Origin of the sequence: Flavobacterium lipolyticum, from assembly GCF_020905335.1 — a bacterium.
GTDB classification, from domain to species: domain Bacteria; phylum Bacteroidota; class Bacteroidia; order Flavobacteriales; family Flavobacteriaceae; genus Flavobacterium; species Flavobacterium lipolyticum.
The window spans coordinates 331,947-351,298 of the sequence record NZ_JAJJMN010000002.1 but is presented as its reverse complement, the minus strand read 5'-3'; the positions used below and the strand labels follow the sequence as shown (position 1 = coordinate 351,298).

Annotated in this window: 10 protein-coding genes; 7 read left to right on the top strand and 3 right to left on the bottom strand. The window is 38.8% G+C overall.

What is annotated here, in order from left to right; all coding sequences use genetic code 11:
- Positions 1–9: 9 nt before the first annotated feature.
- Positions 10–3,225, top strand: a complete 3,216-nt coding sequence (locus LNQ34_RS18270) for a TonB-dependent receptor (RefSeq protein WP_230000759.1) — start codon at positions 10–12, stop codon at positions 3,223–3,225.
- 75 nt (positions 3,226–3,300) lie between these two features.
- Here the strand turns inward: LNQ34_RS18270 and LNQ34_RS18265 are convergent, their stop codons facing one another.
- The 3 genes from LNQ34_RS18265 to LNQ34_RS18255 form a co-directional block, all read right to left on the bottom strand.
- A complete protein-coding gene (locus LNQ34_RS18265; RefSeq protein WP_230000758.1) occupies positions 3,301–4,431 on the bottom strand; it encodes an efflux RND transporter periplasmic adaptor subunit in 1,131 nt (376 codons plus the stop codon).
- A 4-nt stretch (positions 4,432–4,435) separates the two neighbouring features.
- Positions 4,436–8,815: a CusA/CzcA family heavy metal efflux RND transporter gene (locus tag LNQ34_RS18260; protein WP_230000757.1), complete on the bottom strand. Its 4,380-nt coding sequence runs from the start codon at positions 8,813–8,815 to the stop codon at positions 4,436–4,438.
- Positions 8,816–8,898: 83 nt separating this feature from the next.
- Positions 8,899–9,276, bottom strand: a complete 378-nt coding sequence (locus LNQ34_RS18255; protein ID WP_202702894.1) for a hypothetical protein — start codon at positions 9,274–9,276, stop codon at positions 8,899–8,901.
- Positions 9,277–9,971: 695 nt separating this feature from the next.
- On the opposite strand from LNQ34_RS18255, the gene LNQ34_RS18250 reads away from it, so the two are divergent.
- The 6 genes from LNQ34_RS18250 to LNQ34_RS18225 are packed head-to-tail and all read left to right on the top strand — an operon-like array spanning position 9,972 to position 19,208.
- A complete protein-coding gene (locus LNQ34_RS18250) occupies positions 9,972–10,604 on the top strand; it encodes a nitroreductase family protein (RefSeq protein ID WP_230000756.1) in 633 nt (210 codons plus the stop codon).
- A gap of 33 nt (positions 10,605–10,637) precedes the next feature.
- The gene (locus LNQ34_RS18245) at positions 10,638–12,158 is read left to right on the top strand and encodes a pyridoxal phosphate-dependent decarboxylase family protein (protein ID WP_230000755.1); all 1,521 of its coding nucleotides are present in this window, start codon (positions 10,638–10,640) and stop codon (positions 12,156–12,158) included.
- On the top strand, positions 12,136–14,577 hold the full coding sequence (locus LNQ34_RS18240; RefSeq protein ID WP_202702897.1) for a GNAT family N-acetyltransferase: 2,442 nt from the start codon (positions 12,136–12,138) through the stop codon (positions 14,575–14,577). The genes LNQ34_RS18245 and LNQ34_RS18240 overlap by 23 nt, the downstream gene beginning before the upstream one ends.
- Positions 14,578–14,594: 17 nt before the next feature.
- On the top strand, positions 14,595–15,947 hold the full coding sequence (locus LNQ34_RS18235; RefSeq protein WP_230000754.1) for a lysine N(6)-hydroxylase/L-ornithine N(5)-oxygenase family protein: 1,353 nt from the start codon (positions 14,595–14,597) through the stop codon (positions 15,945–15,947).
- 22 nt (positions 15,948–15,969) lie between these two features.
- Entirely contained in the window at positions 15,970–17,802 is a 1,833-nt protein-coding gene (locus LNQ34_RS18230) for an IucA/IucC family protein (protein ID WP_202702899.1), read from the top strand.
- A complete protein-coding gene (locus tag LNQ34_RS18225; protein WP_230000753.1) occupies positions 17,802–19,208 on the top strand; it encodes an MATE family efflux transporter in 1,407 nt (468 codons plus the stop codon). The genes LNQ34_RS18230 and LNQ34_RS18225 overlap by 1 nt, the downstream gene beginning before the upstream one ends.
- The last annotated feature ends 144 nt before the right edge of the window (positions 19,209–19,352 follow it).

The following is a 19,352-nucleotide window of genomic DNA, read 5'->3' as shown; positions in this document are numbered from 1 at the left end:
CAAAAATCAATGACAAAACTAAAACTCATTTTTTCGGCTGTAATGCTCCTTGTTATGGGAAACATTTTTGCTCAGATTACTACCTCTTCATTATCTGCAAAAGTTAATGATGGTACAAGCCCGCTTACGGGTGCAGAAGTTACTTTAACTCATTTACCTACTAATGCAGTGTACAAAGCTGTAACAGACAAACAAGGTAGATTTAGTTTCGAAAATTTAAATGCCGGCGGACCTTACGAATTAGAAATTAAAAGTTCTGCTACTAAAGACTACTCCAACGCACAAATACACTTAGCACTCGGCGATAATGACCTGCCGGTGATAGTGGTTGGCAAAGCAGACAACAATGTACTGGAAGAAGTTGTGATTACAAGTTCTAAACCCTCTTCTAAAAATAACGGAACGAACATTAATGAAAAACAGGTCAATGGTCTTCCGTTAATCAATCGCGGGATTCAGGATGTGACAAAATTAGTTCCGCAAAGTTCCAACAACTCTTTTGCCGGTACCAATTTCAGATACAACAACGTCACGATCGACGGTTCGATCAACAATGATGCGATCGGTTTTAGTCCGTCTTTAGGGGGACAATCAGGAACTTCAGGAATGCCGGGAAGCAGTACACGTTCCAACTCTATAAGTCTTGATGCGATACAGGATATTCAGGTGTATATTGCTCCTTACGATATTAAATTAGGTAACTTATTAGGAGGAAGCGTTAATGCTGTTACCAGAAGCGGCAGCAACAATGTTACGGGATCGATTTACAGTTACGGAAGAAACGCGGCTATTACAGGCCGTAACAATGCCGGTGACGGTTCTAAAATGCCAAACTCTTTTGGTGATTATCAAATTGGATTCCGATTGGGTTTACCGATCGTAAAAGATAAGTTGTTCTTCTTTACGAATATGGAATATGCCGAAAGAACTGATCCTATATTTTACAATGCTGGACAAACTGATTCTAACGGAAAACTGACTTCATTGGTAGACAACACTACCGCTCAGCAAATCTCAGACTTCGTAAAAACAAACTACGGATTTGATACCGGAACTTTCGGTGGGTACAACAACTTTGCAAAAAGCCAAAAATTCTTCAACAAATTAGACTGGAAAATTAACGAAAAACATTCGTTATCGTTGCGAAACAACACCGTGATCTCGCAAGCTTCCAACTTAGAGCGTGATGCGGCAAATTTCAGATTCTCCAGCATGGATTTCACGCAAAAAAACCAATCTATCAGTACCGTTTTAGAACTTAAAAGTCATTTTAACAGCCAGTGGTCTAACTCGTTCATCGCCAGTTACTCGGCTATCAAAGATTATCGAGATCCAAAATCAGGTAATATCATGTTTCCACAAACCGAAATTGGATATAATGGCGGAACCATCTTTTTAGGAAACGATCGTGAAGCAACCGTATTTAACATGAAACAAAATACTGCCGAAATCACAGATAACCTTACCTACAAAACCGGAAATCATACCTTATTGTTCGGTACACACAATGAGTTCTACGACATCAATTACGGATTCGTAAATGCCCTTAACGGAAGAGTATCCTACAAATCTCTGGCAGATTTCTACAACAAACTTCCTACCCGTGTTCGTGGAACCTATCCTTTTGACGGTTCTTCAAGAGACCAAATCTTTAACAATCCTTATGCACAGTTTAAAGTAAATCTTTACAGTGTTTATGTACAGGATGAAATTAGAATTGGCAACAAACTTAAAGTTACTCCTGGTGTGAGAATTGATTATACAGACCTGCCTAATAAACCAAAATTAAGCCCGCAGGTACAAAACTCTCCGGCTGATCCAAATTACGGTAACACTTACTCCTACACTCCCTTAAGTCAGATTAAAAACAACTTCTTCAGTACAGCATTAGTTTCTCCAAGAATTGGATTTACATATAATGTTGACGAAGACAAAACACTTGTTATTCGTGGCGGATCAGGAGTATTTACAGGAAGAATTCCATTTGCATGGCTGGGATATGCTTACTACAATGATGGTGTAGGTTACGGAAGTTATGACAAAAATAACCTTAGCCCGGCACAAGTTGCTACAGCGGGAGATCCTTTGGCAGCAAACGGATTAAACGGTTATCATGATGCAACGCCAAAAGTACAGGCCGATTTAGTGGATAACAAATTTAAAATGCCGGCAGTGTTGAGAAACTCACTTGCCATCGATAAAATCATCAACGGTTATAAATTTACCACCGAAGGTATTTATACCAAAGTAATTCGTGATCTTGAATTTCAACAAGTCAATAAGACTGATAACCCAACTTATTTTTCTTATGATACCAATCATCAGATGCCCATTTATGCAGCCAATATAAATCCTGCTTTTTCAAATGCGTATTTATTATCAAACACCAACAAAGGATACCGATACAGTATTACGGAGATGATCTCAAAAACGTATGATTTTGGTCTTAATTTTATGGTCGCTTATACCTACGGAAATTCTAAAGATATTACTAACGGAATCCGTAACTCGATGGAAAGTAATTTCCAGATGAACCAGTCGTTAACACCAAATAATCCTCAGTTAGCAACATCCAACTTCAACATCAAGCACAGAATTGTTTCTAATGTTGGATATGCCGTAAAAGTGGCCGATAACAATACGTTCTCAGCAAATGTATATTTCAATGCTCAATCCGGAAATCCGTTTTCATGGGGATTTGTAAACTCCACTATTGCAGGAACGGGTCAGGCAGCAGGATTGGCTTATATCTTCAAGGATGCCGCAGAAGCAGCGAAATACATTGGTGTGAATGCAGCAGGAGTTCCATCGGCTACAGCAGCACAACAGGTAGCAGATTACGAAGCTTTTATTAATGGAAATGATTATTTGAAAAGCAGAAGAGGAAACTTCACGGAAAGAAACGGTGCCACTACACCATGGAACATACAAGCTGACCTGAAACTAATGGATGAAATCAAAATTGCTAAAGCAGGTACTTTACAGCTTTCATTCAGCATAGCAAATGTCGGAAACCTGATTAATAAAGATTGGGGAAGAAGTTACTTTGTTCCGAACACCTACAATTCAACAGCAAATCTTGGGTTAACAAAATCAGGAAACTTAGGCGGAGTTGCTACTGGCGATCCAACTTATACGTTCCAAAAACCTTCGACATCACCTTATACTGTAGATCAGTTAGCCTCAAGATTCCAAGGACAATTTGGAGTGAGGTATACGTTCTAAAGATTGTGTTTTATTTTTTTATTATCCCCCAGTTTCAGTCCCTTTTGAAACTGGGGGATTTTTCTTAACTACAACCTACTGCTCTCCTCCATTTCTAAAAGCCATCAGCAGCGTATAAGCATTTTTGATTACAACAGCCGAAGAGGTATTGATAGCCGAAGATTTAATCTGACGGTATCCCTGACTGGCAGTACCCAATTCAACGGGAACCATTTTAAAACTGTACGCACCAGCCTTCAAAAAAACAAAAAACTTACCCTGCCATCTTACCACAGCATCATCCGGAACTGTAAGCGCTTTTGCATTGTCAAACTCTGCCTCGGCATTAATAAAAAGTCCCGGTATTAGCGAACTTTCGTATTGATTCACTTTACAAATCACCTCTGCCGCACGATCATCATTTAGACTTTGATTGATATAAGCAATTTTTGCCTGATACTTTTTAGACGGATTCGCATTAGTGAAAGCCGTAACAACCTGCCCGACTGAAAGCAGCTGTATGTCTTTTTCGAAAACATTCATCATCAGGACAATGTCGCTCATTTCGATTAACTCAAAAAGCATGTCGGTCGCTGAAATGTATTTTCCCACATTCACATTAATCTTAGCAACCAACCCATTGATTGGTGAATGAATCACAACTGTTTTGCTTATTGTTGAAGCGGTTAGTTTTTTGACATTAATCCCTAACAACCCTAGTTTTTGGGCTAATGATGACATATAAATGTGTTGTGTCTGCATCTCAGTTGCAGTCTGTTCCAATAGTTTATCACTACTTGCTTTCTTAACATTAAGTTCCTTTTGTCGGTTAAACTCACTTTGGGCCAATTGAAATTTTTCTTTCGCGGTAAGATAATCCTGTTGCAATTGTATGTATTGCATGTCCTCGACTACCGCCAATACTTGCCCTTTTCTAACATGCATACCTGTCATTAAATCCGTTTTTTTGATGTAACCTCCTAAAGGAATACTCACTGTTACCACACTCTTCGGAGGTACCGTCACTGTTCCCTGAAGCTGTAATATTCCTTTTACTGTTCTTTCTTTAGGACGACCAACAACCAATTTTGCATTTTTGATCTGTGCATCGCTTAATTGAATACTATTTTCGGGTCTTAGTACTTTTTTACTTTGTGGTTCTTTTTTATCGCTCTGGCAGGAAACCAAGCATAGAAAAACAAAAATGATACTGCTATATATTTTCATTATTTTATAAATTATTAAGGGTTTGCCAATCAATTACGGCTTTGTTGTAATCGTTAATTCGGTCTAAATATTCATTTTTTATGGTGATCGCCTGATTGACCACTAAAACCCATTGCAGGTAATCGATATCTCCATTTTCCAATTGACTATTGGCAGTATCGATAATGATTGTCGCATTTTTTAATCCTTCATTTTCATAATAGGAAAGGCTTTCTTTGTATTTTTCGATTTCATTTACCGCATTGACAATCTCTGCCTTCAATTCAATCTTTGTCGTTTCTGCCTGCATTTTATATGCTTCATAATCTACTTTGGCAGCTTTATTACGCGCGGACTGACTGCCGAAAAAAAGAGGAACTGACAAACCGAAATTGAAATAATTAAATCTCTGACTACCATTGTAATAAATATCATTACCTATAGTGTTTGTTTGTGTTCCAATGATACTTAAATTATTATAGCCAATGGTAATATCAGGGAGTATTTTGGACTGTTCCGTTCTCCATCTCCATTTTGCCGCTTCTGCTTCGTACATTGAAAGTTGTACCTGAGGAAGCTCTGCAGTATCTTTACTTTGATGTAATGAAACCATAAAATCATTTTTTACAGTCTCTGAAGCGGGCACATGAACCATGCTATCCTGAAGAACCGTATTAAACGTTTTAAGCGTGATGACGATATCTTTATTCACCATTGCAAGCTGGTTCATATAAAACTGCCGTGCCGATTGAGAAGCGGTTTTTTCCAAAACAGTAGTTTCTCCTGTTTTATAGCGCAGCTCTGATTTCTGTTCCATTAATCTGTAAATCGAATCGGCATAAGTCAGCAATTCCTTTTTACTGTTGAGCCAGATGTAATCATAAAATAAGTTCCTCACATTCGACTTAACCTGCTGTACTGTTAGCTGCGATTCTGCTTTTGCGGCATTGTGATGCTCTCTCAGTACTTTTTTCTGATTTGCATATACTGTTGGAAAAGCAAAAGTCTGACTAATCCCAAAACGGGTGTCGTTTACAGCGCTATTAAACTGACCATAATCGGCAGTAAAAGCTGTTTTAGGAATATCAAAAGCAGATTTTTCTAATTGTTCTTTTGATCTCTCATTCAATTGAGAAGATTTAATTCTTCTGTTGTGCTGCATCGCTATTGATAAAGATTCTTCAAGCGAAATAGGTGCATCTTGTGCCTGTACGGAAGCCGTAAGAAACAAAGCCAGCACCAGTAAAGTCAGTTTATCCATCTTATGTTTTTTATTTTTCTTAGAAAAAACTTTAGTATGATACGTCATTAAATAAATCGCAGGAAGTACAAAAAGTGTAAGCAAAGTAGCCGTAATCAGTCCGCCAATCACGACCGTGGCCAACGGACGCTGTACCTCTGCTCCTGCGCCATTGCTCAAAGCCATAGGTAAAAATCCTAAAGAAGCAACAGCAGCTGTCATCAATACAGGACGCAACCTGTTTTTGGTTCCGGTAATGATAATTTGAAGCGGATCGATAATTTCACCTTGTTTATGTATGCGGTTGAACTCGGAGATTAAAACAATTCCATTCAAAACGGCTACTCCAAACAAGGCAATAAAACCAACTCCGGCCGAAATACTAAACGGCATATCCCGCAAAGCCAGTCCAAAAACACCGCCAATTGCGGACAAAGGAATGGCAGTAAAAATGATAATGCCTTCTTTAAAAGATCGGAAAGCAAAATACAACAAGGCCAAAATCATAAACAAAGCTGACGGGACTGCAATTCCAAGGCGCGATTTTGCCTGTTGCAGGTTTTCAAAAGTACCACCATAGGTAATATAATAACCCGGATCAAATTTGATCTGACTGTTTACTTTCTTTTGTAATTCTTCTACAATAGATTCAACATCCCGTCCTCTTACGTTAAAACCAACAATAATTCTCCTTTTGGCATCTTCCCGCTGAATTTGGTTCGGACCTTCCACTTCTTTTACCGAAGCTACCTGATACAACGGAATCTGCATTCCGGAGCGGGTTGCAATCAGTAAATTACGAACATCCTCAATATCTTTCCGTCCATTAGCTTCTACACGTACCACCATATCGAACTTTTTTTCTCCTTCATAAATACTGCCTGCTACAGCTCCTGCAAACGCGGCATTTACGGTTTGATTGATATCCGAAACATAAATGCCGTATTTCGCCATTTCTGCCCAGTCGTAGTCGATAACAATTTGTGGCATTCCGGTAACTTTCTCCACATAAAGATCCGTAGCTCCTTCTACAGTAGTGCTAATCGCGCCTAACTGCTCGGCATATTTTGCCAGTTTATCGAGATCTTCGCCATAAATTTTACAAACCAAATCCTGCTTTGCTCCTGTCATTAATTCGTTAAAACGCATCTGAACCGGAAACTGAAAACCAGTCGTAACTCCCGGAGCAACCTCTTTAACGGTTTGGGTCATTTTATCGGCCAGTTCAGGAAACGAAGAAGCGCTGGTCCATTCTGATTTATCTTTTAAGACAATAATCATATCACCTCCTTCTATAGGCATAGGATCTGTTGGAATCTCGGCACTCCCAATTCTGGAAACTACTTTTTCCACTTCCGGATAAGTATTTTTTAATGCCGTCGAAATTTTCTCAATGGTTGCTGTGGTCGTTGACAAATTTGTCCCCAGTAGTAAACGGGTTTCTACAGCAAAATCACCTTCTTCCAGTTGTGGTATAAACTCACCGCCCATTCGACTAAAAAGCAACAAGGCGATACCAAACAAAACGAAAGCTGAAATCACAATCCCTTTTCTAACTTGCAATGCTCGTGACAAAACTCTTTCGTAATAAAACTCAAGTTTTGTCATTATTCGATCGGATAAATTGGGCTTATGACTTATTTTCTTGCTAATAAACAAGGCGCTCACCATTGGAACATAAGTAAGGGATAATATAAAAGCACCCAAAATAGCAAAGGCTACCGTTTGTGCCATTGGCTTGAACATCTTTCCTTCGATGCCTTCTAATGATAATATTGGGAGGTATACGATCAGAATAATAATTTGTCCAAATACTGCAGCGTTCATCATACGCCCTGCCGAACCTGTCACTTCCTTATCCATCTCCTCTTGCGAAATAGAATCGATCTCTTTGTACTTTTTGGCGGAATGAATATGATGCAAAATGGCTTCGACAATAATTACGGCACCATCGACTATCAAACCAAAATCAAGCGCACCCAAGCTCATTAAATTCCCGCTCACACCAAACGTATTCATCATGATAATTGCAAACAGCATGGCCAAAGGAATTACCGAAGCCACAATAAAACCTGCTCGCAAATTGCCTAAAAAAAGTACCAGTACCAATACTACAATCAAAGCTCCTTCAATAAGATTCTTCTCTACCGTTCCAATAGCATTATCTACCATTTTAGTCCGATCTAAAAAAGGTTCTATTTTTAAACCTTTGGGTAAGATCTTCTCAATTTCAGCAACCCGTTTTTTAACCTTTACGATCACATTATTCGCATTCTCTCCTTTAAGCATCATTACAATTCCACCAACCGACTCACCAATATCGTCTGTCGTTAAGGCTCCGTAGCGTATAGCAGAAGACATTTTTACTTCTGCAATATCTTTAATCAGAATCGGAGTTCCGGCCTGTGTATTTTTGACAATAATATTCTGAATGTCTTTTATATTTCGGGTCAGTCCAACGCTTCGAATGTAAAGTACCGTTGGCCCTTTTTCAATATAAGCTCCACCCGTGTTTTCGTTATTACTGCTCAGTGCTGTAAAAACTTCTTTAATAGTCAGGTTCTGCGCTTTAAGCCGCGACGGATTAACGGCAACCTCATATTGTTTTAGTTTCCCTCCAAAAGTAGCGACATCAGCAATTCCGGGAGTTCCCAGAAGCTGTCTTCTTATCGTCCAGTCCTGAATGGTACGCAGGTCTTCCAGAGAATACTTCGTTTCATATCCGGGTTGCGGTTTCAAAACATACTGATAAATTTCGCCCAGACCTGTAGTGGCAGGTGCCATTTCAGGAATATTGGCGTTCTCTGCAATTTCTACTTTTTGCAATCGTTCGGCCACCTGCTGACGCGCCCAATACACATCGGTATCGTCTGCAAAAACAATCGTAACCAACGAAAGTCCAAAACGCGAAATACTGCGGCTTTCTTTCAGCTGTGGTATATTACTAATCGCCTGTTCGATTGGAAATGTAATTAAACGCTCTACATCTTCTGCCCCCAAAGACGGAGCAGTTGTTATAATTTGTACCTGATTGTTGGTGATGTCAGGAACCGCATCAATGGGTAAACGGGTTACTTCAAACACGCCATAGATAATCCATAGCAACGTGAAGATCCCAATTACCAGTTTATTTTTAACGGAGAACTGTATGATCTTATTAAGCATAATTTAATTTATTTGAATATAGTAATGCCAGGGCTAAAACATCAAAAATGTCTTAACCACAATAAAAATTCTATAATATTAAATTAGGCTATAGGAGGACGAAATACCGAAAACAAGGAAGGATTTGAATACAAATCTGAGGTATAAGGAATTGTATCCGATTGTGAAAATCCAACGGTAAAAGGAATGTAAAATACGGGCTTGTCCTGCGGAACAAACACCAGCTGTACGTAAGGTCCGGATATGTTCTTAAACGGAAGCTGCATATCACGATCAGAATCATTGTCTTTTAAATCTTCTCCCCAGTAATGCATTTCCAAAAAATCAAAAAAACTGATATCATGTCTTTGCTGATGTTCCTTAAAATGCTCCAGCAATATCGGCAATTTATAAAACTGCTGAAAGAACCCAATATTGGATACAATTAAAAAGATGAAGAGAGATATAATGATTTTTCGCACCTCACAAATTTAAACGATGTCACAAAATAATTTTACACTTACAACAAGAAGCTACTAATTTTTATGGTTTTACTTGTTTATGGCAATAAAAACTGTAATTATCACATTCAAAACTAAAAATTAAAACATTTTATCTAATCTAAAAGTTAATTTAGAACAACTATTCTCAATTCAAAATTAAATTGATCCATCCTAAGGCATTTTTACTCAAAAAAGAGCTTCAAAATTCTAAAATTCCGACCCCTTTTCTATTTCTAAATGGACGAGAATACTTCCATTAAAATTTTGCTAAAAACTTCCTAAAAGCAGGCTAAATGCTCCTTCCCTGCTGATCTCCTTTCATTGTTCAACTTCTTGTAAGAATACAAAATAAAACCAGTATTCTTATCTCACTTTTTATCTGTAAAAATTACACGTAACTTCTTTTTTACAATTTAATAATAGCTGTAAAAAGACTTTAAACACCAAAACACAAAAAACTAATAATCAGTTTATTAAATAATAAAAACTAAAGAAATTCAAAACCAAGTGTACGTTCATTCGTATAAATTTTTAAAAAAACATTTTTTTCTACCAGATTAATTTATACTTTTGCTACTCACTATTCTTATTCATTCTAAATAAGAATTACTTACAAATTTATTTTTATTTGGCCAAAATAAAAAAGAATTTTCTTAGAAAAATTTCCAAAATAAATGAAAATTAAGAACAACCCCAGTAAAATCAAGCTATCAGACTCTTCTTATAAATTAAACAAAATTTCGAAGAACATCCGTAACAGGAGAAGCGTCTACGCCAATCAGTTTATCAAGGGAGAATTACCGGATCAATTGCTTGAAGAAATTTTGACGAATGCCACCTGGGCTCCTACCCACAAAATGACAGAGCCTTGGAGGTTTATCGTTTTTAGGGGTAAATATTTGAAAAAGTACGGCGAATATATGGCTCATTATTACCGAGATTTCTATACTGAATTATCTCCTGAAGATCAAAAAGACAAGCTTTCTTATCTCGAAAATTATCCGCTCAATGCAGCCTGCATGATTGGAGTAGTCATGGTGAAAAACACCAAAATTGACCTGCCTGAATGGGAAGAAATTGCTGCAGTCTCTTCTGCTGTGCAAAATATTGCGCTTACCTGTCATGCTCATAAAATGGGCAGTTACTGGAGTACCAAAGGAGTAGCTATCGATTATGTGGCAAAATTTGGCCTCTCAGAAAATGAAAAATCACTAGGGCTTCTTTATCTGGGGTATTATCCCGAAGCCTTAAAACCCTCCAAAAAAAAGAGAACCCCATTATCTAAAAAAGTCGTTTACCTCGACTGAAAAATAACTTTAACCCCTTAAAACAACTATTTTATGAATACCACATTGATTCGTACAGAAGTCACCGAAAAAGGAGTCCAGCCGGACCAGGATTTTTACAAAGACATTTTCCATCAAAACTCCGGAACAGAATACGCTCAAGCCATGAAATTAGCACAGGAACGCGTTTCGAATTTCCTAAAAAATAATAAAAAACCTTTCAGTGGAATCAAACCTGAAGAAATCCGAGCAAAAGTTGAAGAGATAGATTTTGACACTCCACTACCCGATTACGAAAGTCTGCTGAACGAAGTAGACGAGCTTTATGTGAACCACGCCACTGCCTTTCACCTTCCGGAATATATTGCACACTTAAACTGTCCGGTTGTTATTCCGGCACTAGCGGCAGAAATTCTGATCAGCGCTATCAACTCCTCACAAGATACTTACGACCAAAGCGCCGGTGGAACGTTTATCGAAAGAAAACTAATTGACTGGACAAGCGAGCAGATTGGCTATACTCAGGGTGATGGTGTTTTTACAGCCGGAGGCTCTCAAAGTAATTTGATGGGCTTGCTTTTAGCGAGAGATTATTATGCTTTGCAGTATCAAAAATGGAATATCAAATTGGAAGGTCTTCCTCCGGATGCACACAAATACAGAATTTTTGTTTCAGACAAGGCGCACTTCAGCAATCATAAAACCACCTGGATTTTAGGTCTTGGAGAACAGGCAATCGTAAATGTTGGAGTGGATCAAAGATACCGCATGGATCCTGAAAAACTGGAAAAAGCAATCGCCGACGAAATTAGGAGAGGAAATATTCCAATTGCCATTACCGCAACCGCAGGTACCACCGATTTCGGTAACGTAGATCCCTTGAAGAGCATCGCTGATATCGCCAACCGCTATAATTTATGGCTTCACGTAGATGCTGCTTATGGATGTGGATTATTACTGACAGAGAAACAAAGGTATTTATTAAACGGTATCGAATTGGCCGATTCTGTAACCATCGATTACCACAAATCGTTCTTCCAACCGGTGAGCAGCAGTGCTTTTATTGTAAAAGACAAACTTCAGCTCGACATTATCAAGCATCACGCTGATTATTTGAATCCAAAAGAACAAAATTACGATGTGCTTCCGGCTCAGGTTAATAAATCGATTGTTCAGACTACACGCCGTTTTGATGCTTTGAAACTTTGGTTTACTCTTCGTTATATGGGCAAGAAAAAACTTGGACAATTTACTGAAGCCCTAATCGAAATCACTCAACAAACCGCCGCCTACATTGAAACCGATCCGAATTTTGAACTGTTATGCCACTCTGATATTGGTATTTTATTGTTCCGCTATCTGGACGGACCCGTTGAATCAAACTCTTGTGAGGTCAACAAATACATCAAAGAGAAACTTTTCTATGGCGGAGAAGTACTCGTAGCCAGCACCAAAGTAAATGGAGAATTCTACCTGAAGTTCACCATTTTAAATCCTCTTACCACCCTAAATGATATTAAAAACATTCTTAACCTCATAAAACAAAACGGAGATGAATACCACAGACTCAACTAATTTTTACCAACTGGCAGAACAAGTAAACTACAAATCCCTGCTCAATTGCTATTGCAGAGAATTTAGCAATTGGATCCAATACGAAGGTGTTCCAAAATACGACCCTGCTTTGGCCGAATTTATGAAAACTATCGATCATAGTTCTTTTCTTAAATTTGATTTCACTGCTATTGGCCAGGAAGTTTTTGCTCCTTTGGTTTATTTTTCTCAAAGTGGCGTACATGCCTTCGGATTTCCCGTAGTGTCACGCACTATTGCGACAGATACATTCCGAGAAATAAATCCAATCGAATTTACAGAACTTGTTGCGGCATATTCTAAAACAGAAAACCCTGATATTGATCCTGTTCCTACGCAAAAACGTATGCAAAACAGCATCGAAAATCTGGCACTATATCTGGAACATTACAAAAACAGTGACCGTACAGCCAACAATCCGGAACAGTCTTTTATAGCTTCTGAACAATCTTTGATCCTGGGGCATACCGTGCATCCGTTGCCAAAAAGCAGAGAAGGATTTACAAAGGACGAATTGGTTCAATATTCTCCTGAAACCCAAGGACAATTCCCGCTTCACTATTTCCTGATTCACCCGGAAAATGTAGCCGAAAAAAGTGCCGAAGACTATCTGATCACCGATTATCTGAGAAATGAAATTTCAAAGTATGCCAATAAAAATGCCAAAGAATTACTGGATTTTTATTCGCAATACAAAGTAGTACCTGCACACCCTTGGGAAGCCAACTATCTATTAGAGCAAAAAGAAGTAAAAGAAATGCAATCCAGACAACTGCTTTTCAGTCTGGGGCAATTTGGTCCTTCCTATGCGGCAACCTCATCGGTTCGTACCGTGTACAATGACGAAAGCGAATGGATGTATAAATTCTCACTGCATGTGAAAATCACCAACTCTTTCCGCGTCAATTACCTACACGAACTTAATCGTGGTTATGATGCCGCGCAGTTGATGAAAACAGATTGGGGAAAAGGCATTCAGAAAGACTATCCACAAATTCAGCTGATTACCGATCCTGCATTCATCACGGTGGTTTTTGAAGATAAAATTATCGATGGTTTCAGTACTAGTATCCGTCAAAATCCTTTTCATGGAGCCAACGCCAATAAAAATGTGACGCTGGTAGCTTCTTTGACACAGGATAACATTTTGACTGAGCTGCCAAGAATCGTAACTCTGATTGAAGAATCGGCAAAAAGACAAGACTTAACAGTAGCAGACACTGCTATTGCCTGGTTCAAACAATACCTGAATATTAGCCTTACGCCTTTAATTGGTATTTTCAACAAATACGGATTTGGATCAGAATTTCACCAACAGAATGTAATGGTTGAATTCGATGAAAATCTTTTCCCTTCAAAATTCTATTTCAGAGACAATCAGGGATACTTTTTCCGTCAGGGACAAGTAGAAGAACTGGAACGTTTGATTCCGGAATTTGGTAAAGACAGCCGTTCTTTTATTGCTGAAAAAAGAATTATTGATTTCTGGGGTTATTATTTCTTAATCAATCACTTGCTTGGAATTGTGAGTGCTTTGGGTAAAAACAAACTTGCTGACGAAGATACTTTGCTTAACCTGATTTACGAAGCTATCAGAAAAGAGGGAGAATCAGATGTAACCGGCTTAGTTTCACATTTCACCGAAAGTGTCAAATTAATCGTAAAAGGAAATTTACTAACCAGTTTAAACAATATGGATGAGGCCAGTGCACCAAGAACCAATCCGGCGGTGTACAAAACTTTCCCAAATCCTTTAAACAGACACTATTTCTCTAAAAAATTAATTCAGCCACAAGCAAACACTACTGTTTTCAGCCGTTATTTTGAGAAAGAAAATGTAACCATCACCTTGCGTCCGGTAGATGTAGACAAAGATTTGGAGATGCTTCACGAGTGGTTTCACCGCGAACATGCTTTGAAAATCTGGCAGATGAACTGGCCAATCCGCGATTTGGAGGTGTTTTACCGCACGTTGCTTCCTGGTGGTCACTCGCACAGTTACATTGGAGAAGCTAATGGTGTTCCTACTTTTAATATCGAAGTATATTGGGCGAGCCGTGACATTGTGGGAGAATACTATGACGTACTTCCGTCTGATTATGGAACGCACCAGTTTATCGCGCCAACAGATCCGAAACTGAAATACGGCTCTCCGGCAACTCAGTCTATGATGGATTTTGTATTGAGCGAATCAAAAGTAGGCAAAATGGTAGGTGAAGGTTCTGTAGATTCTATCGCTTCGATGATGAACAAAGCTCACGTTGGATTTAAAATTCAGAAAGTAATCGAAATGCCTCATAAAAAAGCCAATCTGAACTTTTGTTACCGAGAATGGTACTGGGCTAAATTCCCGGCTGCCGAAGAGTTTCAAAAAAATATCGTTTCAGCCCCACAAGTTTAATTCATAAAATAACCACAATGAATACAGAAAAAATATATTCGGTAATCGGAATTGGAATTGGTCCTTTCAACCTTGGACTAGCCGCACTTATCGAACCCATTGAAGATTTATCAGCACTGTTTTTTGATCAATCGGAAGGCTTTGACTGGCACCCGGGTTTAATGCTAAACAATGCCACTTTACAGGTTCCGTTTTTAGCCGATTTGGTTACCATGGCCGATCCAACGAATAAATACAGCTTCTTAAATTACATCAAACAAAGCGGACGTGCTTATAAATTTTATATCCGCGAAAATTTCTTTATCTACAGAAGAGAGTACAATGAATATTGCAAATGGGCGGCGGCTCAGTTAAGCAACCTTAAATTTTCGCACAAGGTGATTTCAATTGACCCTGTTGATGATGTGTACAAAGTTACGGTGATCCATACTCAGTCGTGTGTTACGACAGTTTATTATACACATAAAATAGTTTTGGGTACGGGAACTTCACCACATGTACCTGATTTTATTGACACAGAAGCTCTTCCAAATGTGATTCATGCCTCTCAATATTTGTATTTCAAACCTCAGATTCAGAAAAATGCGTCGGTAACAATCATTGGTTCAGGACAAAGTGCTGCCGAGGTATTCCGTGATCTTTTACCGGATACGGAAGACGGATTGCAATTGAAATGGTTCACCCGTTCGTCACACTTCTTCCCGCTTGACAATAAATCCAAACTGACTTTGGAGCTGACTTCTCCGGAATATGTAGATCATTTTCACAGTCTTTCGGCACAAAAAAGAAAACAGCTTTTAGACAGTCAGCATGGGCTATACAAAGGGATTGATCACGAATTGATTAACGAGATTTTCGACAGCTTGTACGAGATGAGCTTAGAAGACACTCCACTAAATGTAGAATTGCGTTCGAATATGCGCCTGACTTCGGTAAAAGAAGATACGGATGGTTCGCATTTACTTGATTTTGTACAAACAGAACTGGAGCAGCCTTTCGAGGATCAAACCGATTATGTGATTCTGGCAACGGGTTACAAATATAAAGAACCCACAATTCTTTCAGGAATTCAGGACAAAATTGGCCGACTGGAAAATGGCTTATTCAAAGTACATCGCAATTATACTATTGACAAAAACGGTACGGATATTTTTGTTCAGAATGCTGAATTGCATACGCATGGACTTTCGACTCCGGACTTGGGAATGGGTGCTTATCGAAATTCGTACATCATTAACCAAATCGCTAATCGTGAAGTGTATAAGGTTGAAAAACGTATTGCTTTTCAACAATTCGGAGTACAAAGAGCAACTCCTGAATTTTCATCGGCGAATGTTTTGGAATTAGTAAACGAGCAAGTAAACCATTAGATCATACTAAAAATCAACTCAGATGATAACCCCAGAAAATACCTTTAAAGACGCTCAGCACCTCAACGCCGATATTTGGAATCAGGTCAATCGAAACTTACTTGCCAAAAGTATTTCGGAATTGATGCGTGAAGACGTCGCGAACCCTCAAATAACCGCTAAAGATGAGGATGGACTTACCCATTTCAGATTAGAAACCGACACCGCGAGTATTTACTATACTTTTTCGGCTTATCCGAGATTTCTTAACTATTGGCATATTGTTAAAGACAGCCTTTGTAAAGTGGAACATGAAGTAAAATTAGAACATATCGATGTACCGAATTTCTTTATCGAACTTCAGGAAACTTTCGGTATCAACTCTTTTACCCTGGCCCATTATATCGAAGAGTTACTGCACACCTTATACGCCGATGCTTACATTCAGTCAAACCGTCGTGTGCCTGCTGCGGAACTAGCCGATGCTGATTTTCAAACGATCGAACACAGTCTGGATGGCCACCCGTGGGTAATAGTCAACAAGGGGCGTATTGGTTTTGACTCGGAAGATTATACAAAATACAATCCGGAGTCTGATCAAAGAACACGTTTAATTTGGATTGCTGCTCATAAAAACAGAGCTAATCTGCGTTTACAGACCGATGTGAACGATCAGGATTTTTATGAAAATGAAATTGGCAAAGAAAAACTGGATGCCTTTAGAAACAAGTTAGCGGCATTAAATGTAGATCCGTATGATTATGTTTTTATTCCGGTGCATGTATGGCAATGGCAAAATAAACTCGTGATGCAATTCTCTAATGATATTGCTTCCAAACATCTTATCCCATTAGAGCTAACCGAAGACATTTACAGCCCTCAACAAAGTATTCGTACTTTTTTCAACGAAAGTGCACCTCATAAACATTATGTAAAAACATCAATGTCTATTTTAAACACCAGCCATGTTAGAGGTTTGTCTCCTAAACAATTATTGATAGCGCCACGTTTGACAGAGTATCTGAAAAATGTTCTTAAAAAAGACGAGCACTTGCAAAAAATGGGAGTTGTACTTTTAGGTGAAGTCGTTTCGGTTACCTATGCCCACCCGAGTTATAGTAAAATTGACAATCCTCCTTACCAGTACAATGAATATTTGGGGGCTATGTGGCGCGAAAGTCCTATAAATTCCCTTAGAGAAGGAGAGAATTTAATGACGATGGCGGCATTATTATATGTAGACAACACCGGAAAAAGTCTTGTACAAGAACTGATAGAAAAGTCAGGTCTTTCTACAGAACAATGGCTCAAAGCTTATATGACTGCGTATCTTAAGCCCGTGCTTCAGATTTATTACCAGCATTCGTTATCTATTGATCCACATGGACAAAATGTGATTCTGATTCTAAAAGATTATGTGCCAACACGTATTGCCCTGCAGGACTTTGTGGGAGATATTTTAATTAATGAAGAAGCAAAGAAAAAATTGCCGCAGGAATTTATTGATAACTTGTTTAATGCCTCTCCAAATCCTGAAAATGCACCATTAACGATACTTATCGCCATTTTTGATGCCTTCTTCAGATACCTGAGTCACGTTATGATTACAAACGCTAACTACACAGAGAAGGAATTCTGGAATTGTGTTTACGATATTATCATCGAATATCAGGCAGAACATCCTGAGCTTCAGGAAATATTCGACAAGTACAATATGTTCATACCTGAATTCAAACGTCTTATTTTCAATAGCCGACGTTTGTATAATGGTTATGAAGAAACGGCCGGATTTCCACACATGAAGAAAAGTGGTTTTGTACCGAATCCGTTACATCAGTTAATCCATGAAGAAATAGTAACAGCAAAAGAAAACTAATGAAAGAAGCCCTTTTAAAAACACGCTCCTTCTTTGGTTTATTAAGGCGTTCTCTTGCCGGAAGTGAAAAAAACTTCACATCCGGCAGTATTAACAAAACCATTCTTTTACTGTCAGTTCCAATGGTGGTTGAGCTTCTGATGGAATCCCTATTTGTATGTTCCAATCTGTTCTTTGTAAGCCGATTGGGTACGAATGCCATTTCAATTGCGGGAGCGACCACTACTTTTATCACTTTTTGTTACTCGGTTTCCATTGGTTTGGGGATAGCGGCATCCGCGATGATTTCCAGAAGAATTGGCGAGAAAAAATTCAAAGCTGCAGGTCAAACCACCATGCAGGTGATTTATGCTACAGTACCTATTGCCGCCCTGATTAGCATTGTCTGTACCATCTGTACCACTGATATTATGAGTGCTATGGGACTTTCGGCTGCTATGGTTGAGGAAGGAAGAACTTACGGCATCGTCATGTTTGCTTCCAGCGGATTTTTGATTCTTCGAATCGTCGTAAATGGAATCTTTCGAGGTGTTGGAGACGCTTCGACAGCTATGAGAATACTGTGGCTTTCCAATGCATTGAACATTGTACTGTGTCCGGTATTTATTTATGGCTGGGGTCCTATTCCGGCATACGGTTTATTGGGAGTTGGACTGGCCACTTTAATTGCGAGAGTAATTGGAGTACTGTATCAGGCCTGGTATCTGATAAGGGCAAAAACCATGTTAAAAATTGGTCTGGCACAAATGGTCTTCAATCTTGCTATTTTCAAAAGAGTACTGAAACTTGCTTTTGGCGGTACCGTACAATTTATCATTCCGGCATCAAGTTGGGTGTTCATGATTAAGATCATGTCGCATTTTGGCGAGAGTGCTCTTGCAGGTTACATTCTGGCACAAAGAGTCACTTCTATCGCTACGATGCCGGCCTGGGGTCTTGGAAATGCCGCAGGAATCTTAACCGGACAAAATCTGGGAGCCAAACAGCCCGAACGTGCCGAAAAATCGGTTTGGAGAGCGGGAATGTTAAACATGGGATTTCTGGTTTTAATTGGAATTTGCTGGATATTCCTTGCTGTTCCGGTTATAAAAATCTTTACTGACATTCCTGAGGTGATCTCTTTTAGTACCATGTACATTCATCTAATTTCGATAGCCTACATATTATTAGGTTATACGATGGTGATTTCAAGAGCCCTTAATGCGGCCGGCGAAGTAAAAGTGGTGACCTGGCTTTACATCCTGATGTTCTATGTCATACAGATTCCGCTTGCCTATGCCCTGGGAATTTCTTTTGATTTGGGTTCCAATGGTGTTTTTACGGCCATCCTTGTTTCAGAAATTATATTGGCCGTGGCTTGTATCGTTGTTTTCCGAAAAGGAAAATGGAAACATACAAAGCTTTAAAACTAAAGCGGTTCAAAATATGCCACCCCGTTGGGGTTTATTGAAACGATTTTACCAATTTCTATAAATATTTTGCCCCGATGGGGCTTAGCATTTATAAAAAGCTCCAAAGGAGCGTCATATCTATAGAATTACGTTCCAATG

What these genes read in the sequence shown, in the direction of transcription:
- LNQ34_RS18265 (WP_230000758.1), bottom strand. Translation starts at nt 4,431, where the DNA reads ATGAAAATATATAGCAGTATCATTTTTGTTTTTCTATGCTTGGTTTCC.
- LNQ34_RS18230 (WP_202702899.1), top strand. Translation starts at nt 15,970, where the DNA reads ATGATAACCCCAGAAAATACCTTTAAAGACGCTCAGCACCTCAACGCC.
- LNQ34_RS18260 (WP_230000757.1), bottom strand. Translation starts at nt 8,815, where the DNA reads ATGCTTAATAAGATCATACAGTTCTCCGTTAAAAATAAACTGGTAATT.
- LNQ34_RS18250 (WP_230000756.1), top strand. Translation starts at nt 9,972, where the DNA reads ATGAAAATTAAGAACAACCCCAGTAAAATCAAGCTATCAGACTCTTCT.
- LNQ34_RS18240 (WP_202702897.1), top strand. Translation starts at nt 12,136, where the DNA reads ATGAATACCACAGACTCAACTAATTTTTACCAACTGGCAGAACAAGTA.
- LNQ34_RS18245 (WP_230000755.1), top strand. Translation starts at nt 10,638, where the DNA reads ATGAATACCACATTGATTCGTACAGAAGTCACCGAAAAAGGAGTCCAG.
- LNQ34_RS18225 (WP_230000753.1), top strand. Translation starts at nt 17,802, where the DNA reads ATGAAAGAAGCCCTTTTAAAAACACGCTCCTTCTTTGGTTTATTAAGG.
- LNQ34_RS18270 (WP_230000759.1), top strand. Translation starts at nt 10, where the DNA reads ATGACAAAACTAAAACTCATTTTTTCGGCTGTAATGCTCCTTGTTATG.
- LNQ34_RS18235 (WP_230000754.1), top strand. Translation starts at nt 14,595, where the DNA reads ATGAATACAGAAAAAATATATTCGGTAATCGGAATTGGAATTGGTCCT.